We start from the raw sequence: 23,841 nt of genomic DNA, 5'->3' as shown, positions 1-23,841 counted from the left end.
ACAATCATCAATTATGGGGACTTCCACTGCCCGCGCCTTCTGGGTGCGTACGCCCGGCGTCGGGGAGATCCGCGACGAGCCGTTGCCGGAACGGGGCTCCGACGACGTCGAAGTCCGTACGCTCTACTCCGGCGTCAGCCGGGGCACGGAGACCCTCGTCTTCCGAGGCGAGGTGCCCCCCGGCCAGTACGCCCGGATGCGCGCCCCGTTCCAGGCGGGCGAGTTCCCGGCGCCGGTCAAGTACGGCTACCTCAGCGTCGGCGTGATCGAGGCCGGACCGGACGTGGGGACGGTCGTGTTCGCCCTGCATCCGCATCAGACCCGGTACGTCGTGCCGAGAAGCGCCGTGGTGGAGGTTCCCCCGGGCGTGGATCCGAAACGTGCCGTGCTCGCGGGCACGGTGGAGACCGCGGTCAACGCCCTGTGGGACACCCCGCCGCTGGTCGGCGACCGGATCACGGTCATCGGCGCGGGCATGGTCGGCTGCGGGGTCGCCGCCGTGCTCGCCAAGATCCCCGGCGCGGACGTCGAACTCGTCGACGTCGACGAGGCCAAACGGGAGGTCGCCCGGAAGATCGGCGTACGCTTCGCGACCCCGGACGACGCCCGGACCGGCCGCGACCTGGTCTACCATGCCAGCGCGTCCGAGGCGGGCCTGCGTACGGCGCTCGACGTGGTGCGCGACGAAGGCACGATCACCGAACTGAGCTGGTACGGCGACCGGGAGGTCAGCCTCGGGCTCGGCGGCGTCTTCCACTCCGGACGGATCACCATCCGCAGCAGCCAGGTGGGCCGGGTCGCGCCGGCCCGCCGGGACAGCCGGACCTATGGCGACCGCCTGCGTACCGCACTCGACCTGCTCAAAGATCCCGTCTTCGACGCGCTGCTCGACGGGGAGTCGCCGTTCGGGGAGCTGCCCGCCGTCCTGCCCCGCATCGCGGCCGGCGACCTGCCGATGTGCCACGTCATCACCTACGCCGACCAGTAATCCGACCAGTAATCCGACCAGCAGTCCAAGCAGAGCCGGGGAGAGTCCATTGTTCAGCGTCACCGTCCGGGACCACATGATGATCGCGCACAGCTTCCACGGCGAGACCTTCGGGCCCGCCCAGCGACTGCACGGCGCGACCTTCGTCGTCGACGCCACGTTCAAACGGTCCGATCTGGACACCGACGGGGTCGTGGTCGACATCGCGCTCGCGGCGGACACGCTCAAGCAGATCGTCGGCGCGTACCACCTGCGCAATCTCGACGAGCTGCCCGAGTTCACCGGGCTCAACACCACCACCGAGGTGCTCGCGCGGGCGATCGCCGACCGGCTCGCCGACGGCGTCCACTCCGGGCAGCTCGGCGAGACCGCGCGGGGGCTCAGCGGCCTCGCCGTGACGCTCCACGAATCGCACATCGCCTGGGCCACCTACGAACGAGCCCTATGACACCGGCCGATCAGACCGTCCACTTCGTCGTCCCGAGCGACATCGACGCCACCCCCAGCGGCGGCAACGTCTACGACCGTCATGTCATCGACCGGCTAGGCGTCGTGGGCCGGGTTCCGGCCGAGCATCCGGTCGCGGGGGCCTGGCCCCATCCGTCGCCGGCCGACCTCGACCGGCTCGACCAGGCGCTCGCGGCGCTGCCCGACCGGGCGACGGTGGTCGTCGACGGGCTCATCGGCTCCGCCGCGCCCGCGGTGCTCGCCCGGCATCAGCGGCTGCGACTGATCCTGCTGATGCACATGCCACTGTCCACCCCAGAGGAGGCGGAGGCGCTGCGGTCGGTCAGCGCCGTCGTCACCACCAGCCAGTGGACCCGCCGGCTCGTCAGCAGCTGGTACGCGTACCGGGGCGACCGGGTGCACGTCGCCGAACCCGGGGTGGACGCCCGGCCGATCCATCCCGGTACCGCCGCCGGAACGCAGCTGATCTGCGTCGCGGCCGTAACTCCGGTCAAGGGCCAGGACATCCTCGTCGACGCGCTCGCCACCCTGACGGATCTGGAGTGGACGCTCGACTGCGCCGGCCCGCTCGACCGCGATCCGGCCTATGTGGACGCATTGCGGAAGCAGATCGACGCCGCCGGCCTGACCGACCGGATCGTGCTCGGCGGTGTGCGTACTCATTGGAATGGCGATTTGCTGTGTCTCGCGAGCCGGGGGGAGACCTACGGCATGGTGATCGGGGAGGCGTTGGCCCAAGGCATGCCGGTGGTGGCGGCGGACGTCGGTGGCGTGCCGGAGGCGCTGGGCCGGGGCGGGCTGCTCGTGCCGCCCGACGACCCGGCGTCCTTCGCACGGGCCGTGCGTTCCTGGCTCACCGACCCGCACGTACGCGCTGACCTGCGGACCGCCGCGCTGACCCGCCGGTCGAGCCTGACCGGTTGGGACGAGACGGTCCGCAGGTTCGCGGCGGCCCTGTAACTCCTGCAGCTACGTAGTTCTCACGGCTACGTAGTTCTTACAGCTACGTCGTTCTACAGCGACGTAGTTCTCACAGCGACGCGAGCACGGCCGTCGCGCCGGGCCAGGTCGCGGTCAGCGTCGCGCCCGCGACGGGCGTGCCGACCACCCGGACCACGTGCAGCTTCGCGCCGTCCGTCACGACGACGGCCGGATCGCCGTCGGCCACCTCGCGGACGACGCTGATCCGCGCCGCGACGGCACCCGGTACGCCGCTGCCGCGCACCGTCATCGCGGGCTCGCGACGCTGCTGGCGGCCGTCCTCATCCTCGAGGTACTCCTCGGCCTCGCCGCCGCCGGAGACGATGGCGGCGGCCAGCACAGCGGCATAGACCGGATCGCCGACCGCGTCGTAGATCCACCGCGTCCCGAGTATCGAATGCTCCGACGTGCCCAGCAGGAAGGCCTCCGCCCCGGCCAGCGGCGCGCCCCGATACGTCAGCGGAGTGTGGTAGATCGGCCCATCCCCGGCGCGCACGAGTATCGTCTCGACGCCCACCTCACCAGAGGGGTCGTCGAATCGGCAAGCCGCCACCCGGTCCACCGGTACGCCGACCGGCCCGGCGAACCACGGGCGACCGGGCAGCCAGGCGTTGATCAGATCGAGCTTCGACGGGTGCAGCTCGGCTTTGTACAGCACCGCCATGTCTAGTACCGGCTTCCTTCCGGAGCGGGCAGCGCGTCCAGCTCGGCGAGATCCTCGGCGCTGAGCCGGACGTCGGCCGCGCCCGCGTTGTCGATCAGGTACTTCGGGGTCTTCGTACCCGGGATCGGGACGACCCACTCGCCCTGCGCGAGGACCCAGGCCAGCGCGACCTGTGCGGGCGTGGCCCCGATCCGGTCGGCGACCGCCTGGACCCGGCCGACCAGGGCCAGGTTGGCCCGCAGCGCGTCCTGCTGGAAACGCGGCAGTCGCCGCCGGAAGTCGTCGGCGGGCAGTTCGTCGAAGGACGAGACCCGGCCCGCGAGGAAGCCGCGGCCCAGCGGCGAGAACGGCAGGAACGCGATGCCTTCGCCTACGCAGTAGGGCAGCACCTCGGCCAGCGGATCGCGTGTCCACAACGACAGCTCGGACTGCACCGACGCGACCGGGTGCACCGTCTGTGCCCGCCGGATCTCGTCGGCGGTCACCTCCGACAGGCCGATCTGCCGGGTCTTGCCCGCCGCGACGGTCTCCGCCATCGCGCCCCAGGTCTCCTCGATCGGGACGGTGGGATCGACGCGGTGCAGCTGATAGAGGTCGACGTGGTCGGTGCCGAGCCGGCGCAGGCTCGCGTCGATCGCCCGGCGGATGTACTCCGGGCTTCCGTTGCGGCCGTAATTGGGCGAGGTGTTGTTCGCGCTACCGCTGTTGTCGGGAACGAGGCCGACCTTGGTGGCCAGCACCGCCCGGTCCCGGCACGCCCCGGTCAGCGCCCGGCCGACGAGCTCCTCGTTCGTGTACGGGCCGTAGACGTCGGCGGTGTCGATGAGGGTGACACCGAGGTCGAGGGCTTGCCGGATCACGCCGATCGAGACGTCGTCGTCGCGGTTGGCCGGATCGTCGTAGGCGTGGCTCATGCCCATGCAGCCGAGGCCGACGACGCCGACCTCCGGACCTTGGGTTCCCAACGTGGTGGTGCGCATGTGATCACCCTAAGGCAGCTGCTCGGCGGCTACTCGAGGGCCTCGTGGCGGGTCAGCCGCACCTCTTCGAGATCCAGCCGGGTCTGCACGTTGCGCAGCACGATGTCGTCGATGCTGCCGTCGTCGCGCAGCCGCACCACGGTGGCCCGCTTGTACGCCAGCACGGCCAGCTTGAGCTCGGTGTACTGCTGGTCGTAGGTCAGCGCGGGCTGGTCGTCGACATCGGGCTCGGATGCCCGCAGCACCCGCAGGTGCTTCTCGTACTCGTGGCGCAGCCGGTCCACCACCTTCGGCTCGACCCCGAGATCTCCGGCGATCCGGGGCATCGCCGCGAGCGCCTCCTCGGTCGCGGTCGTCTCCGCGAGGTGCCGTTCCTGGGCCGGCGAGTTGTCCGGCGGGAGGTGCGCCCAGCGTACGACCCGGGGCAGGAGCAGCGCCTGTGCCAAGGTCACCACGATGACGCCGGTCGTCACGAAGATGATCATGTCCCGGTTCGGGAACGGCTCCCCGGACGCCATCAGCCGGGGCACGGCGAGCGCGGCGGCCAACGAGACCGCGCCCCGGAAGCCGGACAGCCCGCTGAGCACGCGCGGCCGTGGCCCCATCCGGCGCAGCCGCTGCTGCGGCCGCCGATCCAGTGCCCGGATCAGGTAGGGCGTGGTGAACAACCAGACGAACCGGGTGCCGATGACGACCGCTGAGATGATCGCGACCGCAATCAGCCCGTCGGTGAACGCCTTGCCGTCCTGACCGCGTACGGCGTCTTGCACCTGGAGCCCGATGAGCACGAACAACGTTCCGTTGAGCAGGTAGGTCGCCATCGACCAGAACGCCTCGGCCTGCTGACGGGCCTCCGCCCGGATGACCCGTGGCCCGGCCTGGCTCAGCCACAGGCCCGCCACGACGACCGCCAGCACCCCGGACGCGTCGATCAACTCGGCGAGCAGGAACGCCGAGAACGGGGTCAGGATCGTCACGACGTTGCCCAGCACCCGGTCGTCGATCCAGCGGCGGGACTGCACCGACAGCCAGCCCACGAGGGCTCCGGCCAGCGCCCCTCCGGCGTACGCGACCAGGAACAGCCAGCTCACGTGCAGGGTGCTCAGATGCTCCTCGCCGACGGTGACCCCGACCGCCAGCCCGTAGATGACCAGGGCGGTGCCGTCGTTGATGAGGCTCTCGGCTCGTAACACGGTGACCTGCCGGCGCGGCAGCGCCCGCGCCAGCACCCCGACCGCCGTCGCGTCGGTCGGCGCGACCGCCGCCCCGAGCACCCAGGCGGGACCCCACGGCATCCCGAGCGCGTGCGCCGCCCAGGCGACCGCGGCCGCCGTCCCGATCACCAGCACGGTGCTGACCAGCACGATCACCCGCAGGTTGTTGCGGATCTCGCGAAGCGAGGTGGTGATGCTCTCCCAGTACAGGAGGGCGGGCAGGAACAACAGCAGCACCATCTCGGGCGGCAGGTGCACCTCCCGAAGCACCGGGATGAACCCGAGCAGCACGCCGCAGATCAGCAGCAGCACCGGCGGGGCGACCCCGGTACGCCGGGCCAGCAGACCGCAGACCAGCAGCGCGAGGCCGAGCAGCACGACGAGTTCCAGACCGAGCACGTCTCCTATCTTCCCGGTCCGGCGATCTTCGAGTGCCGGCGGGCGCGGCCCTCGGTTCTAGCGGACGCGCCCCCGGCTCCAGTGGACCTGCCCCCGGTTCTAGCGGGCGCGGCCCTCGGCGAGAGTGGCGACCGACTTCTCGATCCGCCGCTGCCGGGTCTCGTCGGTCTTCGCCCCGGTCACCTGTGTCACGTGGTACTTGCGCAGGCTCACCGAGAGTCCGTCGAAGGTCTTGCGGGCGGCGGGCACCGCGTCCAACGCCGCCGCCAGGTCGTCCGGCACCTCGACCTGCCGAGGCGAGGCGTCGACCTCGACCGTCACCTCGACCTCGTCGCCGGCGGCGACGCCGGCCGCGGCGCGTACGTCGGAGCTGACCGGCATCAGGAACCGGCCGCCCATCGGCGCGATGGTCGTCTCGTAGGTGTGCTCGCGGATGGTCGCCCGCACCGCCGGGCGCTTGCCCGCCGCGAGCGCCTCGACCACCTCGTCCGGGACGACGATGCCGGTCGCGGTCTTGCCATGGAGTTCGATGACGGCCTGGAACTTCACGATGATCACCCTTGTTCGTCCGCTGTATCGAGTCGCTGTATTGATCCGTACGTCCTCTCAGACTGTCGCATCCGGCCGAACTCATCGCTTCCCGACGGGATTTCGGACGGCCGGGCGGAAACCTCCGCCGCGCCGGTCGCACCGGCGGTCCGACGATGTTTAGTCCCAGCGGAACCGGCGGTAGTTAGGGTGGGTGGATGACCGCGTCCAGATCGAACCGCCCGTTCTGGGGGTGGGCCCGGGCGATCGGCGGCTTCGCCCTGCTCGCCGTTCTCTTGTGGCGGGTCGGTGCCGGCCCGTTCCTGGCGGGCGTACGCCGGATCGACGCGGTCGCGATCGCGGTCGCGCTCGCGGCGGGCGCCCTGACGACGGTGTGCTCGGCGTGGCGCTGGCGGCTGGTGGCGGCCCGGTTGGGGGTGAGCCTGCCGTTCCCGCGTGCGGTCGCGGCGTACTACCGGGCACAGTTCCTCAACACGACGCTGCCCGGCGGGATCGTGGGCGACGTGCATCGCGCCGTCCGGCATGGACGGTCGATCGGCGACGTCCGGCTCGGGGTGCGCTCGGTCGCGGTCGAGCGGATCGCCGGTCAGGCGGTGGTCGTCGCGTTGGGCGTGGTGCTGCTGGCCCTCCTGCCGTCGCCGGTACGCGGCTACGCCCGCTACGCCCTGATCCCGCTGGCGTTGCTGGCCGGAGTCCTCGCGTGGCGGCAACGGCGGAGGATCGCTGAGATGCCGTGGCTCGGGGTCGCCGGGCTGTCGGCGGTCATCCTCGCCGGGCACCTGACCACGTTCGTCGTGGCGGCCCGGACGGCGGGCGCGACGGCGTCGCTGACCCGGCTGCTGCCGCTGACCCTGTGCGCGTTGCTGGCCATGATGCTGCCGCTGAACCTCGCCGGATGGGGGCCACGCGAAGGCGTCGCCGCCTGGGCGTTCGGCGCTGCCGGGCTGACTGCCGAGCAGGGCGTCGCCACCGCGGTGACGTACGGCGTACTGGGACTGGCGGCCTGCCTGCCGGGCGCGCTCGTGCTGCTCGCCCGGGTGCTCAAACCGTCCACCCTGGATGAGGGGGTGGCCGTCCATGGCTGACCGCCCGTACATCCTGCTCAGTTGCAGCATGTCGATCGACGGCTACCTGAGCGGCCCGACCGAGGACCGGCTGCTGCTGTCCAACGAAGCCGACTTCGACCGCGTGGACGCCGTACGCGCGGCGCACGACGCGATCCTCGTCGGCGCGACCACCATCCGGCACGACAATCCCCGCCTGCTGATCCGTTCGGACGACCGGCGGGACGAACGCGTACGCCTGGGCCTGCCGTCGAGCCCGATGAAGGTGACCGTCACGGGGTCGGCGCTGCTCGACCCGGAGGCGGCGTTCTTCGCGGCGGGCGACGCGGAGAAGCTCGTCTACTGCCAGAGCGACTCGGTCAGCGAAGCCAAGTCCCGCCTGGGCGGCTGCGCCTCGATCGTCGACGGCGGGCAGCCGGTCGATCTGCGGGCGCTGACCGAAGACCTTTACGCGCGAGGCGTACGCCGTCTGATGGTCGAAGGCGGCGGCACCGTGCACACCCAGTTCCTCACGGCCGACCTGGCCGACGAGTTGCACCTGGTGGTGGCCCCGTTCTTCGTGGGCGACTCCCGGGGGCGGCGGTTCGTCGGCGACGGCCGGTTCCCCTTCCACCCCGGACGCCGGGCGGCCCTCGCCGAGGTACGCCAGATCGGCGACGTCGTGCTGATGCGGTACGCACTCTCGCCGCGCTGCGACGCGTCCGGGGGCGCCGGATGACGCCCGAGCCGATCCCGCCGGCCGAGATCCGGACCGAGGTCACCGTCCCGCTGCGCTTCGCCGACGGGTACGCGACCATGGCCCGCGTCGTCTCGTTCACCGGCCTGGTCGACGACCGTGAACACGTCGCGTTGCGGCTCGGCACGATCCCGGCGGGTCGCCCGCCGCTGGTGCGCCCGCACAGCGAATGCCTGACCGGCGACGTCTTCGGCAGCCAGCGCTGCGACTGCGGCCCGCAGCTGCGCGAATCGGCCGAGCGGATCACCGTCGCCGGGGGATACCTGCTCTACCTGCGGCAGGAAGGCCGGGGGATCGGCCTGTACGCCAAACTGGAGGCGTACACGCTGCAGGACGCCGGGCTCGACACCTATCAGGCGAACCTCGCGCTCGGGCACGCCGAGGACGAGCGGGATTACACCGTCGCCGCCCAGATGCTCCACGCGCTCGGCGCGGACCGCATCGCACTGCTCAGCAACAACCCCGACAAGGCCGAGCAGCTTGACCGGCTCGGCATCGCCGTGACCGAGCACGTGGCGACCGGGGTGCACCTGTCGCCGGCCAACGCCGGATACCTCGCGGCCAAGGCCAGACTCGGCGGGCACACGATCTTCGGCTGACGGGGCCAAGCGGGTGCCGAGCGTCTGCCCCGGAATCGCAGCCGGGCCGTGCCAGCTGCGATGATGGCGGGGTGCGCATCCGGCGTCCGCTGGCGATCGGGGCGGCGATCTTCGCCGTCCTCGTGCTCGTCCTACTCATGATCGCCCCGGACGAGTCCGTCCGGCTGACCCCGGCGGCCTTCGTCCGTCTCCCGATCGACCTGATCGTCGGCCTGGGCCTGATCCTGGTGCTGCCGCCGAAGGCCCGTCGCGTCGCCGTCCCCGTCATCGGCGTCCTGCTGGGCGTACTCGCCGTGTTGAAGATCCTCAGCCTGGGCTTCTCCACCGTTCTCGACCGGCCGTTCGATCCGGTCGCCGACTGGAGCTTCCTCGGCTCCGGCGCGACCTACCTCCGTCTGTCGAGCGGCCGCCCGGTCGAGATCGCCGCGATCGTCGGCGCGATCCTGCTGGGACTGCTGGTGCTGGTGCTGGCCGTGGTCGCCTTCCGCAACCTCGCGAGAGTGTCGGTCGAGCACCGTACGCCGGCCGCCGCCACGCTCGGCGTCCTCGCCGTCGGCTGGGTGATCCTCGCGATCACCGGCGCGCAACTGGTCACCGCCGTTCCGGTCGCCGGCCGCGACGGCTACGACCGCGTACGCCAGGTGACCTCCGGGATCGAGGATCAGCGGCAGTTCATCGCCGCGCTGAGGCAGGACCAGTTCCGCGACGTCCCGCCGGATCAGCTGCTGACCGGGCTCCGCGGCAAGGACGTCGTCTTCGCCATCGTCGAGAGCTATGGGCGTACCGCGTTGGAGCACCCCGAGATCGCGCCGCAGATCGATCAGGTGCTGGCCGACGGGACGGCCCGGCTCGCCCGCGCGGGGTACGCCGCCCGCAGCGGTTACCTGACCTCGCCGGTCGTGGGCGGCGGCAGCTGGCTGGCCGATTCGACGCTGCTGTCCGGCCTGTGGGTCGACAATCAGCAGCGCTACGACACCCTGACCGCCAGCGACCGGCTCACGCTGACCTCCGCCTTCGCCAAGACGGGCGGGCGTTCGGTCGCCGTCATGCCCGCGACCGTCGCCGGTTTCCCGGAGGGGGAGTTCTTCGGCTACGACCAGGTGTACGCGTCCAAGGACCTCGCCTACAAAGGCCCCCTGTACGCCTTCGCGATGATGCCGGACCAGTACACGCTGTCGCAGTTCCAGCAGCGGGAACGCAGTAAGGCCGACCGGCCGCCGGTGATGGCCGTGATCCCGCTGATCTCCAGCCACGCCCCGTGGGAGCCGGTGCCGACCCTGCGTCCATGGGACCAGGTCGGCGACGGCTCGACGTTCGAGGAGAAGCCGGGCGCGGGCGACTCCGCCGACCTCGTGATCCATCGCGATCCGGCCCGGCTGCGCAAGGACTACCGGACGGCGATCACGTACTCGCTGGAAACGATCATCTCCTATGTGGAGACCTACGGCGACGACAACCTCGTGCTGGTCTTCCTCGGCGATCACCAGCCCGCGCCCGCCGTGACCGGGCCCGGCGCCGGTCACGACGTGCCGATCACCATCGTGGCCCGCGATCGAGCCCTGCTCGACCGGACCGCGTCGTGGGGCTGGACGGACGGGCTGCGACCCGCTCCCACCGCGCCCGTCTGGCCGATGGACCAGTTCCGCGACCGCTTCCTGACCGCCTTCTCCTGACGGCCCGCCGCACCGACGGTCGGCGGCTCGGTCACATACGCTGACCGGCATGGATCACGGCGTTGTGCGTACCGTCGACTATCACACGGGCGGTGAGCCCTTCCGGATCGTGACCGACCCCGGGCCGATCGCGGGCGAGACCGTCGCGGCCCGGCGGGTGAGCGCGATGGCCGATCCGCGTGTGGACGGGTTGCGGCGGCTGCTGTGTTTCGAGCCGCGCGGGCACGCGGACATGTACGGCGGTTTCCTCGTGCCGCCGGACGACGACGGCGCGCACCTGGGCGTGCTGTTCTGGCACAAGGACGGCTTCTCGACGGCCTGCGGGCACGGCACCATCGCGCTCGGCGCGTGGGCCGTCCGCAGTGGACTCGTGCCGGTCGCGGGTGAGCAGACCGATGTGGTCATCGACGTGCCGTCCGGCCGCGTGACCGCCCGGGTTCACGTGAACGACGGCCGCGTGTCGAAGGTGGACTTCGTCAACGTGCCCAGTTACCTCATCGCGCGCGACGTCGAAGTGGGGGAGTATCGCGTCGACGTGAGCTTCGGTGGCGCGATCTACGCCCAGGTGGATGCCGCTTCGCTGGGCCTGAAGGTGACGCCGGAGTCGCATCAGGACCTCATCGCGATCGGCCGCGAGCTCAAGTGGGCGCTGAACGACAGCCCGTGGGCGAAACACCCCAGCGACGACCGGCTCAGCGGCGTCTACGGCACGATCATCTACGAGGAACTCGGCCCGCTGCACCAGCGCAACGTCACGATCTTCGCCGACGGCGAGCTGGACCGGTCGCCGTGCGGTTCCGGCACCGCCGCCCGGGTCGCCACGCTTGCCGCGACCGGTCGGCTCCACGCCGGACAGACATTCGTGCACGACTCGATCGTCGGCTCGCGGTTCACCGCCTCGATCGCTTCGGAGACCACTGTGGACGGCTTCGCCGCCGTCGTGCCCTGCGTCACCGGAACCGCGTACCTGACGGGGGAGCACACGTTCGTCGTCGATCCCGACGACGACCTGCCGGGATTCGTGCTGCGATGATCCCGTACCTCGACGCCGACGCGATCCGGCGCGCGCTCAGCCCGTCGGCCGCCGTCGACGCCATCACCGCCGCGTTGCGCTCAGGCCTGGACCCCGCCGCCTCTGTGGCGCGTACGTCGGTGCCGCTCAGCCACGGCGAACTGCTGCTGATGCCGGCCGAGGCCGGCGGCTACGCGGGGGTCAAGCTTGCGACCGTCGCGCCCGGCAACGCGGCCCGCGGCCTGCCCCGGATCAACGCGGTCTACACCCTGTTCGACGCGGAGACCCTCCAGCCGATCGCCCTCCTCGACGGCACCGCGCTCACGACCCTGCGCACGCCCGCCGTCACGGTCGCCGCGCTGCGCTCGGCCCTCGACCGGCTCGGCCCGCTCCGCGTGGTCGTGTTCGGCGCCGGGCCGCAGGGCCACGGGCACGCGGAAGCCCTCGCCGCACGCTACGACGTCGCCTCCCTGCAGATCGTGTCTTCCCAAGGGGTACGCCCACCGCTGCGCGACGCCAACGTGATCATCTGTGCCACCACCTCGGCGCAGCCGGTGTTCGACTCGTCGGAGCTGCGGGATGACGCAGTGGTCGCCGCTGTCGGCGCGCACACGCCGGACGCGCGGGAAGTTGACGCGGCCTACTGCGCTCGCGCGACCGTCATGGTCGAAGACCTTGCGACGGCCCTTCGAGAGTGCGGCGACGTGATCCTGGCGATCTCGGAGGGCACCCTGACCGCAGACCGTCTCGTGCCGATGGCTTCGGTCGTGCGCGGCGCTGTCGAGGTGCCCGCCGGCCCGGTCTTCTACAAGGGTTCCGGCATGTCCTGGCAAGACCTCGTCATCGCCTCCGCCGTCCTCTCCGCCCTATCCCGCTGACCCCCTCGCTCGCCCCCTCGCTCGCCCCCTCGCTCGCCCCCTCGCTCGCCCCCGCCGCTCGCCCCCGCGCCCGGGCTCTCCCCGTTGATCATGGAGTTAACTGTGGTGTCGCCGGTGTGTCGAGGGGGTAAATCCCATGATCAACGCGGAGGGGCGTGATCACGCGTGGGGGCCGACGGTCACCGTGTCGATCGTCAACGACGGCTTCAACCCTAGGATCGCACCGACCCGTTCGACCTGCGTGTCGAGCTGCCCGCGCTGCTGGGCGGTCAGCGTACGCAACGGATCAACGGTGATCGCGACGTTCTTGGCGGACTTCTTCTGATGCCACACTCCCGCGACGACGCCGTCCACGAGCAGCACCGGATGGTTGCCCGCCTGACTACCGGCCAGCGCCCGTTTCGCCGCCTCGCCGGGGAACAACAGTTCGCGCGGCTGCCCGCCGACGGCGTACGCGTCGAAGTGGGGTAGCAAGTGGACGCCGTCGGCGGCGGACGGGAACTCTGTGTCGCCGCGGTTCACCCACGCGGTCGCGCCTTCGACGGTGACCTCGTCGAGATCGGCGTCAGCGAAGACGGAGGCGGCCCAGCGGGGCGGCGCGGCGAGCCACCGCGCGAAGTGCGGCGCGGCCGACGGGCCATACGCGTACAAGTAGCTGTGCAGTAGCCAGGAGGTGGACGCGGCGGCCGGCGCCGGCGTGAAGCCGGGCAGCCAGCGAGCCGGGTTGGTGTAGGTGACGTTGCGCCCCTTGTTCGGACCGAAACACAGGACGCCGCGATGTGCCGCGAGATGGGTGATCTGCCGCCACCGGGGCCAGAACGTCTGAAACGCGGGCACGACCGGGTCGACCGCCCACGACCCGACCCGTACGCCGAGCGCGTCGGTGACCTCGTCGACGGTGAACTCGCCGTCGGCGAGGATCGTCCCGAGCGCAGCGACCAGTTCCTCGGTCTGCTCCGGCGTCACGCGTATGCCCGGCGGAGACGGATTGCCCGACGGGATGGCGCCCAACGCGCCGCACCACAGCGCCAGATCCTCAGCGGGCAGCAGATGGATGGTTCCCCGGGGGCCGAACGTCTTCACCAGGGTGCGCTCGGACCACAGCGCGTTCTGCACGTCCTGGCGAGTGCCGTCGGCCAGCCGTAGCCCGATCGACACCTCGGCGGCGGTGAGCACCTGGGCGTGCGTGCCGCACATCGCCCGCGCGGCGGCTGCCACGTCGGCGACCGGAGTGGTCAAACCGTGCCGGTCGAGCCGCCGGCCACTGACAAACCCCCATGACACGTCCATTCCGTGACTGTATCTTCGGCCGAGTGGATCAAGAAATCTTGCGCGGCGGCGTCAACGCGGTAGTCCGCCGGGGAACCCTGCTGCACCGCCCGGCCGGTCCGTGGTCGCCGACGGTGCAGGCGCTGCTGCGGCACCTCGCCGACGCCGGGTTCACCGGTGCGCCACGGGCCCACGGGTTCGACGACGAAGGCCGCGAGGTCGTCGACTTCCTCGACGGCGAAGTTCCCGGCTATCCGATGCCGGAGTACGTCTGGTCCGACGAGACGCTGATCGCGACCGCCCGGCTGCTGCGGGCGTACCACGACGCCACGGCCGCGTTCCCGGCGGACGGGCCGTGGTACCAACCGCCCCGCGAGCCCGTCGAGGTCGTCTGCCACGGCGACGTCGCGCCGTACAACACGGTGTTCCGGTCGGGTCAGCCGGTCGCGCTGATCGACTTCGACACGGCCCACCCGGGTCCGCGGGTCTGGGACGTCGCCTACACCGTCTATCGGTTCGTCCCGCTGGGTGGCCCGGCGAACTATGACCGCCGGGGCACCGTCGCCGAGCAGGCCGCGCGACTCCGGCTTTTCTCCGACGTGTACGCCCTATCGGCCGCCGACCGCGCGCGGCTGCCGACGGTGATCGAGGAACGCGTACGTTCAATGGCAGAGCTGATCCGCACCCGTGCGGCTGCCGGTGATGAGGCGTTCGCCCGGCACTTGGCCGAAGGCCACGCCGACCTCTACGACGCCGACGCGGCGTACGCCCGCGAGCGCGCCGACGACTGGGCAGCCGCCCTGCGATGAGCTTCGGTACGCATGCCCGCAAGGTCGCCGATCCCAGCCTGCCGTTCGGTCGGCGGCTCAAGGCATTGGGCAGTTGCGTGCAGCTCTACCGCCCGATCGGGTTCCACGCGACGTTCTCCTACCTGAAGCGGGTGGCGGGGCCGATCCGCCGGGACGAGGAGGCACTCCTGCGTGCGCTGGATGCGTTGTCGCGCAGCCGGTCGCTGTGGCTCGCCGACGTCGAGGCGTACGCCGCCCGACGGCGTCTGGCCAAACGTGGCGGCTGTCGGCGTCCGGGGCCGAACGAGCCGAATCCGTCGCGGCCCGGCAAATGGTACGGCGACGTCCGCGGTGGCGCGGTGGCGGCCATCGATCGCTGGCGCAAACGGGCGGCGTGCCAGACGGACGAGCACGGCCGGCAGGTGCTGACCATGGCGAAGGCGTTCGTCGCCGCTGACGGCTACCTGGACCCCGCCCAGGTCGCGGCACTGCGTGTACTCCAGCCGCAGCTGGAGGCGCGCCTGCCAGCACCGGCACGTGGGGAGTCCGACCTCATCCGGCGGGCGCTCTGGGGCGTCCACCACCTCCTGGCCACGGCCGACTGATCACGTGTCCATCGGCGTTGATCATGGGGTTTACCCCCTCGACACACCGGCGACACCACAGTTAACTCCATGATCAACGAGGAGAGCCCCAGGCGCGGGGGCGAGCGAGGGGGGTCAGCGGGATAGGGCGGGGGGCGGAGTGGGGGTGGACGTGCGGCGGACCAGGAACCATGAGTAGGCCAGGCCGGCGAACGCGACGATCGCGAGTAGGACGAGCCCTAGTGCGTACGAGCCGGTGATGCCGTGGATGGCGCCCATGACCAGGGGCGGGACGAAGCCGCCGAGTCCGCCGACCGCGCCGACGATGCCGGTGACCGAGCCGATCTGGTCTTTCGCGGTGACCTGCGAGACCAGCGCGAAGACCGCGCCTGCCCCGGCGCCGAGCGCGCCCGCCATCGTGAGGAAGGTGATGGTGGCCCACGGGTAGAGCGACGGCTGGAACGATTGCCAGAGTGCCATCACGGTGACCACGACGAGGCATCCGGTCAGGACGCGGGCCGGGCCGATCCGGTCGGACAGCGAGCCGCCGAACGGGCGCAGCACCACCGCGACCAGGGTGAATCCGGCGGCTTTGAGGCTGGCGTCGTTCGGTTCCAGCCCGTAACCGGTCTGAAGGTAGGTCACGAGGTAGACGGCGAACGCCACGTAGCCGCCGAAGGTGATCGCGTAGAGCCCGGCCAGCGGCCAGGTCATCGGCTGCTTGGCGGCGGTGCCGAAGCGCTGGGCGAACGATGTCGTCGGCGGCGTGCGCCCCGGTGGGTCGCGCAGTACGGCGAGCAGGACGAGGCCGAAGACTGCGAGCACGATCGCCACGAGCACGAACTGGGCGTTGCGTCCGAAGTGGTCGAGCATGGGCGTGGTGAGCAGCGCGGCGATCGCCGTTCCGCCCATGCCCATGCCGATCACGCCGAGCGCGAAGCCGCGCTGGGCGGGTGGAAACCAGCCGTTGCCGTGCGGGATGGCGGCGGCGAACGGCGTACCGCCGAGGCCGAGGAAGAAGCCGACGACGAGCAGCGCCGGATAGGAGTCGTACGCCGGGATCAGTGCCAGCACCGGAAGGACCGTCAGGAAGCTGATCGCGGGGAGCATGACCTTGGCGCCGAGCCGGTCGGTCAGCGCCCCGACCGGGATCCGCCCGAGCGACCCGACCAGCACCGGGACGGCGACCAGCAGCGACTGCTGGAAGGAGCTCAGGTGCAAAGCGGTGCCGAGGCGGCCGCCCAGCGGGCTGATCAGGCCCCACGCCCAGGAGCACAGCAGGAACGAGGTCGCCGCCAGGATCACGTTGGCGTACGCGGTGCGAGAGGGCGTCTCGCTCATCGGTCCCTCCGGTCTCCGGCCCGCCAGACGGCGTACGCCACGATGAACGACGCGACCTGGAACGCCGCCAGCCACCAGGCGGTGGCGATCGTCCCGCTCATCCAGGCGTCGACCGCGACGACCAGCGCCCACAACTGTCCGATCAGGATGGTGATGACGATGCCGGTCCGGGCGGACAGCATCGCCGACCGTTCGGGATCGGCGTCGACGCCCGCGCCCGGCCCGGGACCCGTCGCGCTGATGCGCGAATCGGCGTACCCGCTGGTCGGGCGGATCTGCGGATAGCGGTCATGGGTCGGTTGGTTGGTCATCGGCCACCCTCCGCGGCCGTGTCCGAACGCGCGGTGCCGGTCGCGTAGATGCCGTCGGCGCGCTCCTCGACGATCACGCGCGGCAGCGGCCGGGGCGGCGGCCCCGCGGTCACCCGTCCGGTCCGCGCGTCGAACACCCCCTCATGACAAGGGCAGTAGAGTTCGCCGTGCTCACCCCGATCGGCCCGCCACAGCACTCCGCAGGCCAGGTGAGTGCAGATCGACGAGTACGCGACCAGGGTGCCGTCGGCCAACCGGATCGCGACCGCCCGATCCTCGTCGCCCGGGTACGCGAACGCGACCGCCTGGCCGGGGTCGATGCGGTCGGCGATGCGCAGCGGTTCGGCCGTGCCGTCGCCGTGGCGGTGGAACAGGCCGGCCGCGGTCGCGATGCCGCCGGCGGCGAGTCCACCGGAGACGGTCACCGCGATCCGCAGGTAGTCCCGCCGCGACGTCAGATCGTCGGCCCGCAGCCGATCCAGATCCGCGTCCGACGCGTCCACTTCGGAGTCGCGGGTGGTCACAATGGCTCCCCGAGGACGCTGGGATAGAAGCCGCCAGGCACCGGCTTGTCCCGGTCGGCCGGCACGACCACGCCGACCCCGGTGCCGAGCGGGTATCCGCCGAAGTCGAACTGGTCGGAGACGCGTACGCCGGGGCGGTCGGCCTCGAGTTCGTCGAGCGAACCGTAGAAGAGCGCGCCCGTCGGGCAGACCGTGGCGCACATCGGGGCGAGCCCGTGCGCCGTGCGGTCGTAGCAGAGGTTGCACTTGTACTGGAGCTTGGCGGCGAGGTCGATCTTCGGCACACCCATCGGGCAGGCGTTGACGCAGTTCCCGCAGCCGATGCAGCGGGTCTTGTCCGCGTCGTGGACCACGCCGTCCTCGGTGATCAGGATGGCCTCGGCCGGGCAGACCTGCGCGCACGGGGCGACCGGGTCGGAGCAGTGCATGCAGACGGTCGGCATCGAGGCGACCGTGCTGCCCGGTTCCAGGAAGTCGAGGTGGATCATCGACTTGCCCCGGTGCGAGTCGCATTCGCGGCAGGCCGAGACACACGCCTCACAGCCGATGCAACGGCCCGGGTCGATGAACAGGGTGCGGCCCATCATGACGGTCTAGAACCCCCTTCCCTGGGACGACGTCGGCGGGTTCGGATCGGATCGGGCGGCCTGCGCCGCCGGGTACGCCTCCCGCCCGGGTGGCATCGGCGGGGCGGGAGCGTCGACCACGGCGGCGGCACGTTCGAGGCGGCAGGCGCACACCTTGTACTCCGGGATCTTCGATCGCGGGTCGAGCGCGTCGATGGTCAGCGCGTTCGCCGCCACCGGGAACGGCCAGTGGTACGGCACGAACACGGTGTCCGGCCGGATCGCCTCGGTCACCAGCGCCGGGAAGGTCGCCTCGCCGCGCCGGGTCACCACGGTCACCGCGTCGCCGTTGGCGTACCCGTGGCTCGGATGGATCTCGACCCACGGGCGAGGCGTCTGTTCGACGAGGCCGCCGAGTCGCCGGGTCTGGTTCCCCGACAGGAAGTGCGCCACCGTACGCCCGGTGGTCAGCCGCATCGGGAAGTCGTCGTCGTACGGGTCGGCCGGCGGATGCCACTCGACGGTCTGCAGATGGATCTTGCCGTCGGCGTGATAGCTGCGGCCGTCCTCGAACAGGCGGGGCGTACCTGGGTGATCGACCTCCGGGCAGGGCCAGGCGATGCCGCCGGTCTCGTCGATCCGCTCGTAGGTGATGCCGTAGTAGTCGTTGACCGTGCCCCGCGAGGCGATCCGCAGTTCGGAGAAGACGTCGACGGAGCTGGTGAACGCGAACTTGTCGCCCACGCCGAGCCGCCGGGCCAGTTCGCACAGCACCCACGTGTCGGTGCGTACGCCGCTCGGCGGCTCCTGCGCCTTGCGGTGCCGGACGACCCGGGCCTCGGCGTTGGCCATCACGCCGTCGTCCTCGGCCCAGGTGGTGACCGGGAAGACGACGTGGGCGTTGGCGGCCGTCTCGGACAGGAAGAAGTCGCACTGCGCGTGGAAGGCCAGGGAGTCGTAGCCCGCCTTGACGACGTCGTAGTTCGGCAGCGAGACGAACGGGTTGTTGCACATGCCGAACAGGCCGCGGATCTCCCCGCGGCTCATCTGGTGGACCATCTCCATCATCGAGGTCCCCGCCTGCGGCAGCTCGCTCTCCTCGATGCCCCAGATCTCGGCGATCTGCTGCCGATGCACGGGGTCGTTGATGGACCGCCCGCCCGGCAGCAGGTCGGACTTCTGCCCGTGCTCGCGTCCGCCCTGACCGTTGCCCTGCCCGGTGATCGTGCCGTAGCCGGCGCCCGGCTTGCCCAGATTGCCGGTCGCCACGCAGAGGTTGATCACGGTCAGGCAGTTCTCGACGCCCTGCGTGTGATGCTCGATGCCCCGCGCGTGCCAGGCCATCGCCCGGGGTGCGGTGGCGAACATCCGCGCCACCTGTTCGACCTGCTCGGCGGGGATGCCGCAGATCTCGGCCGCCCGCTCGGGCGGATACGCCTGAACCGTCTCGGCCAGTTCGGCCCACCCGGTCGTGTGCTCGTCCACGTACTCCTGGTCGCCCAGGCCTTCGCGGATCACCACGTGCAGCACGGCGTTGAAGAAGGCCGAGTCGGTGCCCGGCCGTAGCGCCACATGGATGTCGGCGGTCCGCGCGACGCTGGTCTCGCGCGGATCGACCACGATCAGCTTCGCGCCCCGATCCCGTGCGCCCCAAAGATACTGGGTCATCACCGGGAAACACTCGCCCACATTGGACCCCGCGATCAGCAGGCAGTCCGAGAGCAGGATGTCGGCGAACGGGTTGGCCGCCCGGTCGATGCCGAACGACAGCTTGTTCGCGCCGGCCGCGCTGACCATGCACAGCCGGCCGTTGTAGTCGACGTGCCGCGTCTTCAACGCGACCCGGGCGAACTTGCCGACCAGATAGGTCTTCTCGGTGAACAGGCTCGCGCCGCCGAGCATCCCGAACGCGTCCACCCCGTGCTCGGCCTGGATCGCCTGAATCTGGTCGACCGTGTAGTCCAGCGCGTCGTCCCAGCTCACCGCTCGCAGCTCCGCGTCACGCGAGGTCCGCAGCAACGGCACGGTCAGCCGGTCCGGATGATTGACCTGCTGGTACGCGTTGAGCCCCTTAGGGCACAGCCGCATGCGGTTGATGTCGTGATTGCGGGGTTCGACGCCGAACACCTTGCCGTCCCGGACCCGCAGATACATGCCGCACTGCACGCCGCAGAAGCAGCAATGGGTCGGCACCAGGGTCTCGTTCCCGTACAGGGCGCGCCAGGCGTCGGCCGGCAGCCCGCCCGCGTCGCGGAAGTTGCGGGTGCCCGGCGGGGTCACGGACGGGTCGACGCTCACAGCGCTCAGAAGCCCTTCTTCACCGAGGACAGGTACGCCTGACCCCGTAGCCGCCGCTTGCACTCAGGGCAGGTTCCGGCCCACTCGTCGAAGCTCAGCCCGAGGTCGCGCATGGTGCCGCGCAGGTTCTCCAGGTACGCCGCCGTGTCGATCTCCCGCCCGCACCGCACGCAGTGCGCGACCTTCCCCTGGGCGGTGTACTTGAACAGCTGCATGCCGACGGCGGCCGGCCGCTGGATGATGTGGAAGAACTTGCCGAACGGCAGATAGATCAGGGTCAGCACAACCGAGGCCATGTGCAGGACGGCCAGGAACTCGTAGCCGCCGCCGTGCAGGAACACGCTGGAGAAGGTCAGCAGCAGCCCGGTCACCGAGATCGTGATCAGCGCCAGCAGTGGCAGGAAGTCGTAGCCGAACCGCTGGCCGGTCGTGGCCTCCCGGTCGCGCATGCGGCGTACCAGGAAGTAGCCGGCGCCCGCGATGACGAGCACGGCCGCGATGTCCAGCCCGTGGAACATGATCCAGCCGAACACCGACAGGGCGTCGAACTTCAGGATCCCGAATCCCCAGAGGTTCATGGTGTACTGCGGCCCGCTCCCGCTGTTCGCGGTGAACGTGAACCAGCCCCAGGTCAGCGGGAAGGTGATGAGCGCGGCGAGGATGCAGCCCCAGAACAGCAGCTGATGAGCCACCCAGCGAGGCTTCGAGCGCGCTCCGAGGAACTTCTGGAAGCCCAGATAGGTGGCCGCCATCCGGGGCAGCGCGGTCGGCGTACGCCGGAAGTTGTCCCAGCTGAACAGCGCGCCGAAGCCTTTCCGGAACAGCCGCTGCGCCCCCGGCCGGGAGATCCACACGAGATAGCGGTAGGTCGCGCCGAACACCAGGAACACGGTCGCGACGGCGTACGGGGCGAGCGCGGAGTCGAAGGTACGCAGTCCCCGGCTGCCCAGGAAGATGGCGAGGGCCAGCACGACGGATGCGATCGTCGCACCGATCACGGGCCGCCAGGGATGCCGCAGCATGGCGCAAAGCGTACCAAGACGATCAAAAGGGACGCCGCATTTCGCGAGATCCGCGCCGAACCATCCGCTGAACTATCCTCGGTGGACCCGGCTCCCCTGGAGGTCCTGTGGCCGCGTGGCTCCTGTTCGCCATCGTGCTCCTGATCGTCGTCACCGTCGTGGGCGCGGTTGCCGCCGCCGTCATCGCCGTCGTCGTCTCCGCACAACGGAAGAACCGGGCGGCTCCGCCCGGCCAGCCGCCGCGCCCGCCGCTGCCGTAGCCTCGTGGATCATGGAAGCTGAACCGTCGCCGGCGGCGCTGGCCTGGGTCGCTGCCGCGACCGGCACCCCCGTACGCCACGCGCGCCGGTTGGCCGGCGGGACGCACGCCGCCACACACCTGCTGCGATTCGACGGTTCGATCGACGATCTGGTACTGCGACGATTCCCGCCCGGCGATCCGGCCGTCGCCCGGGAAGCGACCGTGCTGGCCGCCCTGGACGGGCTCGGCGGCTGGGCGCCCCGGCTCGTCGCGGCCGACCCCGCGGGCGCCGTGTTCGGCGAGCCCGCCGTGCTCACCACTCGCATTCCGGGCGACACCGACATCGCGACCCCGCATCCCGAGCCGCTGGGCCGGGCGCTGGCCCGGCTGCACGGCGTACCGGTCGGCGGGTTGGCCGGGTTCCGCGACGGGATGGCGGTCACCGCCGCGGGCGGCGCGTCCCGGGCGATGCCCGTGGCACGGGCGCGTCTGGCTGAGCAGGAACGCGTACTGACCCACTTCGACTACTGGACCGGCAACGTCCTCTGGACGGGCGACACCCTTACCGGCGTCATCGACTGGTCCGGCGCCAGCCTCGCCCCACGCGGATTCGACGTCAGCTGGTGCCGCCTCGACCTCGTCCTGCTCCACGGCCCCGCGTACGCCGACGCGTTCCTGGCCGCGTACCAGGCGGCGGCCGGGGTCACCGTCCCGGAACTGCGGCAATGGGACCTGTTCGCGCTGGCCAACGCCGATCGCGACGTCGAGACCTGGATCGACAACTATCACGATCTCGGCCGGACCGACCTCAGCGCGGCCGATCTGCGCAGCCGCCACACCGCCTGGACGGAGCGACGGCGCGGCGACGACTGACTACGGTGGTCGAGTGGCAGCGTTCACCGTCTTGTTCTGCGCCGACCCGCTGAGCCCCCACCGGGTCGACCCGTACTTCGCCGACCAGGCAACACTCGTCCGCGAGCTCGGCGGGGCGACCGCCCTGGTCGACCACGACGCCGTCCTGGCCGGAAACTCCGTCACCGCCGTACGCCGAGTGCCGGTCGACGCCGGTCCCGTCTGGTACCGCGGCTGGATGATCCCCGCCGACCGGTACGCCGAACTCGCGACCGTGCTCGCCGGCCGAGGCACGCCGCTGCGCGTACCGCCGGACGACTATCGGGCGGCGCACGAACTGCCCGGCTGGTACGCCACCTTCGCCGCCGTGACCCCGGAGAGCGTCTGGATGCCCCGCCAGCCGCTCGACCCACCGTCACCCGGCGAAATCGCCGACCTCGTCAGCTCCCTCGGCAGCGGACCCGCGATCGTCAAGGACTACGTCAAGTCCCGCAAACACGAGTGGGCCGAAGCCTGCTACCTGCCCGACCTCGCCGACCTCGACCACGCGACCCGGGTCATCACCCGCCTCATCGAGCTGCAGGACGACACGCTCCAAGGCGGGATCGTGGTACGTCGCTTCGAGGACTACGGCCGCGCCGCCGGGCGTACCGCCGAGGCCAGAGCCTGGTGGGTCGACGCCGAGCCCGTCCTCGTCAGCGCCCACCCCGACACCCCGGACCTGGCCCCGCACCCCGACCTGCGCGCGGTCGCGCCGCTGGTCGCGGCCCTCGGCGGCCGTTTCGTCACCACGGACCTGGCGCTGCGCGCGGACGGCGAATGGCGCGTCGTCGAGGTCGGCGACGGTCAGGTGAGCGACCTCCCGCCGACCGCCGACGCGGCGCTACTGTTCAGCGCGCTCGCCCGATGACCTCCTCCTCAGTCAACGGTGATCGTGGATGGTTGCTCAGGCGCGGTGGCATGTCCACGCGCCGGTTCAGCCGCAGCGCAAGATGTCCACTGTAGATAGATTCGTGGCACATTTTCGTGACCTTGACCCCCTGGAAGGTGTCCGACGGTTGTTCTAATGTTGATCCATGGGCGGGGTGTTGGCGCAGGTGGAGGCGGATGTCGCCGAGTTGGCGGCTGGTCCCCTGTGGACACTTTCGGACGCCGAGATCACCGACGAGGTCCGCCGGGTTCATACGGCGATCCAGCAGTTGTCCGGCCGGTTCCTGACGTTGATCGGCGCGGCCGACAGTCGCGAGATCCCGTACAACGCGGGTGCGACCGGGACGGCGAACTGGCTGACCTATCTGCTGTCCATGCGGCACCGGGACGCGGTGGAGTGGACCAAGCTGGCCAAGCTCCTGCCCGAGACACCGGTTGTCGAGGAAGCTCTCACAGCGGGGCGGGTCACCGTCGACCAGGCGCGGGTGATCGCCAAGACGGTGCATGATCTGCCGTCGGCGGTGGGTGAGGCGGGCAAGGCGAAGGCCGCCGACACACTGATCAAGCTAGCCGTCGACGACCGGCTGCGGCCGGAGACGCTGGAGAACCATCGGTCGCAGATCCTGGAGCTGGTCGCGCCGGAGATCGCCGAGGAGCGCCTGCGTCGCGACCTCGAACGCGCCGAGCGGTCGGCCTACGACCGGCGTGACTTCACCCTCATCCCATACGGCGAAGGCGAATACCGCGTCCGCGGCATCCTGGACTCGGAGATGGCTGCGATCGTGCGCACAGCTTTGGATCCGCTGTCCGGGCCACGCAAGCCCGCACCAACCGCCGCAGCTGGGCTCGATGGTGCTGCGGACGCAGCAGGCGGCTTGACCGTGGCAGGCTGCGCGGGCGGAGACGCGAC

26 protein-coding genes are annotated in these 23,841 nt (G+C 70.9%); 15 read left to right on the top strand and 11 right to left on the bottom strand.

Translation table 11 applies throughout. The features are described from left to right. Positions 1 to 13 precede the first annotated feature (13 nt). Genes AB0M47_RS05330 through AB0M47_RS05320 form a run of 3 tightly spaced genes read left to right on the top strand, consistent with a single transcriptional unit; the run spans position 14 to position 2,416 of the window. Entirely contained in the window at positions 14 to 988 is a 975-nt protein-coding gene (locus tag AB0M47_RS05330) for a zinc-binding alcohol dehydrogenase (protein WP_363408734.1), read from the top strand. A 49-nt stretch (positions 989 to 1,037) separates the two neighbouring features. Continuing rightward, positions 1,038 to 1,436, top strand: coding sequence for a 6-carboxytetrahydropterin synthase (locus tag AB0M47_RS05325; RefSeq protein ID WP_363408731.1), 399 nt, complete (start codon positions 1,038 to 1,040; stop codon positions 1,434 to 1,436). After that, positions 1,433 to 2,416, top strand: a complete 984-nt coding sequence (locus AB0M47_RS05320) for a glycosyltransferase family 4 protein (protein ID WP_363408729.1) — start codon at positions 1,433 to 1,435, stop codon at positions 2,414 to 2,416. Before AB0M47_RS05325 ends, AB0M47_RS05320 begins: the two co-directional genes overlap by 4 nt. 70 nt (positions 2,417 to 2,486) lie before the next feature. Here the strand turns inward: AB0M47_RS05320 and AB0M47_RS05315 are convergent, their stop codons facing one another. From AB0M47_RS05315 to AB0M47_RS05300, 4 genes are all read right to left on the bottom strand, one after another. Beyond that, positions 2,487 to 3,101, bottom strand: coding sequence for a hypothetical protein (locus AB0M47_RS05315; protein ID WP_363408726.1), 615 nt, complete (start codon positions 3,099 to 3,101; stop codon positions 2,487 to 2,489). Positions 3,102 to 3,103: 2 nt separating this feature from the next. Next, on the bottom strand, positions 3,104 to 4,081 hold the full coding sequence (locus AB0M47_RS05310; RefSeq protein WP_363408723.1) for an aldo/keto reductase: 978 nt from the start codon (positions 4,079 to 4,081) through the stop codon (positions 3,104 to 3,106). 29 nt (positions 4,082 to 4,110) lie between these two features. Continuing rightward, positions 4,111 to 5,694 carry a Na+/H+ antiporter gene (locus AB0M47_RS05305; protein WP_363408720.1) on the bottom strand — a complete coding sequence of 528 codons (1,584 nt, stop codon included), beginning with the start codon at positions 5,692 to 5,694 and terminating at the stop codon, positions 4,111 to 4,113. A gap of 99 nt (positions 5,695 to 5,793) precedes the next feature. After that, the gene (locus tag AB0M47_RS05300; RefSeq protein WP_363408717.1) at positions 5,794 to 6,243 is read right to left on the bottom strand and encodes a YdeI/OmpD-associated family protein; all 450 of its coding nucleotides are present in this window, start codon (positions 6,241 to 6,243) and stop codon (positions 5,794 to 5,796) included. A 197-nt stretch (positions 6,244 to 6,440) separates the two neighbouring features. On the opposite strand from AB0M47_RS05300, the gene AB0M47_RS05295 reads away from it, so the two are divergent. From AB0M47_RS05295 to AB0M47_RS05270, 6 genes are all read left to right on the top strand, one after another. Then, positions 6,441 to 7,328, top strand: a complete 888-nt coding sequence (locus tag AB0M47_RS05295) for a lysylphosphatidylglycerol synthase transmembrane domain-containing protein (protein ID WP_363408714.1) — start codon at positions 6,441 to 6,443, stop codon at positions 7,326 to 7,328. Further along, entirely contained in the window at positions 7,321 to 8,025 is a 705-nt protein-coding gene (locus AB0M47_RS05290) for a dihydrofolate reductase family protein (protein ID WP_363408711.1), read from the top strand. Before AB0M47_RS05295 ends, AB0M47_RS05290 begins: the two co-directional genes overlap by 8 nt. Next, entirely contained in the window at positions 8,022 to 8,642 is a 621-nt protein-coding gene (gene ribA, locus AB0M47_RS05285; protein WP_363408708.1) for a GTP cyclohydrolase II, read from the top strand. Before AB0M47_RS05290 ends, ribA begins: the two co-directional genes overlap by 4 nt. Positions 8,643 to 8,713: 71 nt before the next feature. Continuing rightward, on the top strand, positions 8,714 to 10,315 hold the full coding sequence (locus tag AB0M47_RS05280) for a sulfatase (RefSeq protein WP_363408705.1): 1,602 nt from the start codon (positions 8,714 to 8,716) through the stop codon (positions 10,313 to 10,315). 49 nt (positions 10,316 to 10,364) lie between these two features. After that, on the top strand, positions 10,365 to 11,348 hold the full coding sequence (locus AB0M47_RS05275) for a proline racemase family protein (RefSeq protein WP_363408703.1): 984 nt from the start codon (positions 10,365 to 10,367) through the stop codon (positions 11,346 to 11,348). After that, positions 11,345 to 12,205: an ornithine cyclodeaminase family protein gene (locus tag AB0M47_RS05270; RefSeq protein ID WP_363408700.1), complete on the top strand. Its 861-nt coding sequence runs from the start codon at positions 11,345 to 11,347 to the stop codon at positions 12,203 to 12,205. Before AB0M47_RS05275 ends, AB0M47_RS05270 begins: the two co-directional genes overlap by 4 nt. 159 nt (positions 12,206 to 12,364) lie before the next feature. Here AB0M47_RS05270 and AB0M47_RS05265 read toward each other — a convergent pair whose 3' ends face one another. Next, positions 12,365 to 13,495, bottom strand: coding sequence for a winged helix DNA-binding domain-containing protein (locus tag AB0M47_RS05265; RefSeq protein WP_363408697.1), 1,131 nt, complete (start codon positions 13,493 to 13,495; stop codon positions 12,365 to 12,367). A 23-nt stretch (positions 13,496 to 13,518) separates the two neighbouring features. On the opposite strand from AB0M47_RS05265, the gene AB0M47_RS05260 reads away from it, so the two are divergent. Both AB0M47_RS05260 and AB0M47_RS05255 read left to right on the top strand, forming a co-directional pair. Next, positions 13,519 to 14,283 carry an aminoglycoside phosphotransferase family protein gene (locus AB0M47_RS05260; protein WP_363408694.1) on the top strand — a complete coding sequence of 255 codons (765 nt, stop codon included), beginning with the start codon at positions 13,519 to 13,521 and terminating at the stop codon, positions 14,281 to 14,283. Next, on the top strand, positions 14,280 to 14,867 hold the full coding sequence (locus AB0M47_RS05255; RefSeq protein ID WP_363408691.1) for a hypothetical protein: 588 nt from the start codon (positions 14,280 to 14,282) through the stop codon (positions 14,865 to 14,867). The genes AB0M47_RS05260 and AB0M47_RS05255 overlap by 4 nt, the downstream gene beginning before the upstream one ends. A 114-nt stretch (positions 14,868 to 14,981) precedes the next feature. On the opposite strand, the gene AB0M47_RS05250 is transcribed toward AB0M47_RS05255, so the two are convergent. Genes AB0M47_RS05250 through AB0M47_RS05225 form a run of 6 tightly spaced genes read right to left on the bottom strand, consistent with a single transcriptional unit; the run spans position 14,982 to position 20,908 of the window. Next, the gene (locus AB0M47_RS05250; RefSeq protein ID WP_363408688.1) at positions 14,982 to 16,187 is read right to left on the bottom strand and encodes an MFS transporter; all 1,206 of its coding nucleotides are present in this window, start codon (positions 16,185 to 16,187) and stop codon (positions 14,982 to 14,984) included. After that, positions 16,184 to 16,498, bottom strand: a complete 315-nt coding sequence (locus AB0M47_RS05245) for a hypothetical protein (protein WP_363408685.1) — start codon at positions 16,496 to 16,498, stop codon at positions 16,184 to 16,186. Before AB0M47_RS05245 ends, AB0M47_RS05250 begins: the two co-directional genes overlap by 4 nt. Then, positions 16,495 to 17,022 (bottom strand): Rieske (2Fe-2S) protein, encoded by a 528-nt coding sequence (locus AB0M47_RS05240; protein WP_363408682.1) that lies wholly within the window; start codon positions 17,020 to 17,022, stop codon positions 16,495 to 16,497. Before AB0M47_RS05240 ends, AB0M47_RS05245 begins: the two co-directional genes overlap by 4 nt. Further along, positions 17,019 to 17,606 (bottom strand): 4Fe-4S dicluster domain-containing protein, encoded by a 588-nt coding sequence (locus tag AB0M47_RS05235; RefSeq protein ID WP_363408679.1) that lies wholly within the window; start codon positions 17,604 to 17,606, stop codon positions 17,019 to 17,021. The genes AB0M47_RS05240 and AB0M47_RS05235 overlap by 4 nt, the downstream gene beginning before the upstream one ends. Positions 17,607 to 17,615: 9 nt before the next feature. After that, positions 17,616 to 19,886 carry a molybdopterin oxidoreductase family protein gene (locus AB0M47_RS05230; protein WP_363408676.1) on the bottom strand — a complete coding sequence of 757 codons (2,271 nt, stop codon included), beginning with the start codon at positions 19,884 to 19,886 and terminating at the stop codon, positions 17,616 to 17,618. A 5-nt stretch (positions 19,887 to 19,891) separates the two neighbouring features. Then, complete coding sequence (locus AB0M47_RS05225; protein ID WP_363408673.1) at positions 19,892 to 20,908, bottom strand: hypothetical protein; 1,017 nt, start codon at positions 20,906 to 20,908, stop codon at positions 19,892 to 19,894. Positions 20,909 to 21,015: 107 nt separating this feature from the next. On the opposite strand from AB0M47_RS05225, the gene AB0M47_RS05220 reads away from it, so the two are divergent. The 4 genes from AB0M47_RS05220 to AB0M47_RS05205 form a co-directional block, all read left to right on the top strand. Continuing rightward, on the top strand, positions 21,016 to 21,168 hold the full coding sequence (locus tag AB0M47_RS05220) for a hypothetical protein (protein ID WP_363408670.1): 153 nt from the start codon (positions 21,016 to 21,018) through the stop codon (positions 21,166 to 21,168). Between the two features lie 11 nt (positions 21,169 to 21,179). Further along, positions 21,180 to 22,022 carry a phosphotransferase gene (locus tag AB0M47_RS05215; protein ID WP_363408667.1) on the top strand — a complete coding sequence of 281 codons (843 nt, stop codon included), beginning with the start codon at positions 21,180 to 21,182 and terminating at the stop codon, positions 22,020 to 22,022. A 13-nt stretch (positions 22,023 to 22,035) separates the two neighbouring features. Next, the gene (locus AB0M47_RS05210) at positions 22,036 to 22,911 is read left to right on the top strand and encodes an ATP-grasp domain-containing protein (protein ID WP_363408665.1); all 876 of its coding nucleotides are present in this window, start codon (positions 22,036 to 22,038) and stop codon (positions 22,909 to 22,911) included. Positions 22,912 to 23,077: 166 nt separating this feature from the next. Then, the coding region (locus AB0M47_RS05205; protein ID WP_363408662.1) for a DUF222 domain-containing protein at positions 23,078 to 23,841 on the top strand (764 nt) is incomplete at its 3' end.

The sequence above is a fragment of the Hamadaea sp. NPDC051192 genome (genome assembly GCF_040682475.1).
Lineage (GTDB): Bacteria > Actinomycetota > Actinomycetes > Mycobacteriales > Micromonosporaceae > Hamadaea > Hamadaea flava.
The sequence above is the reverse complement of the archived record's forward strand: the minus strand, read 5'-3'. Positions and strand labels throughout refer to the sequence as shown.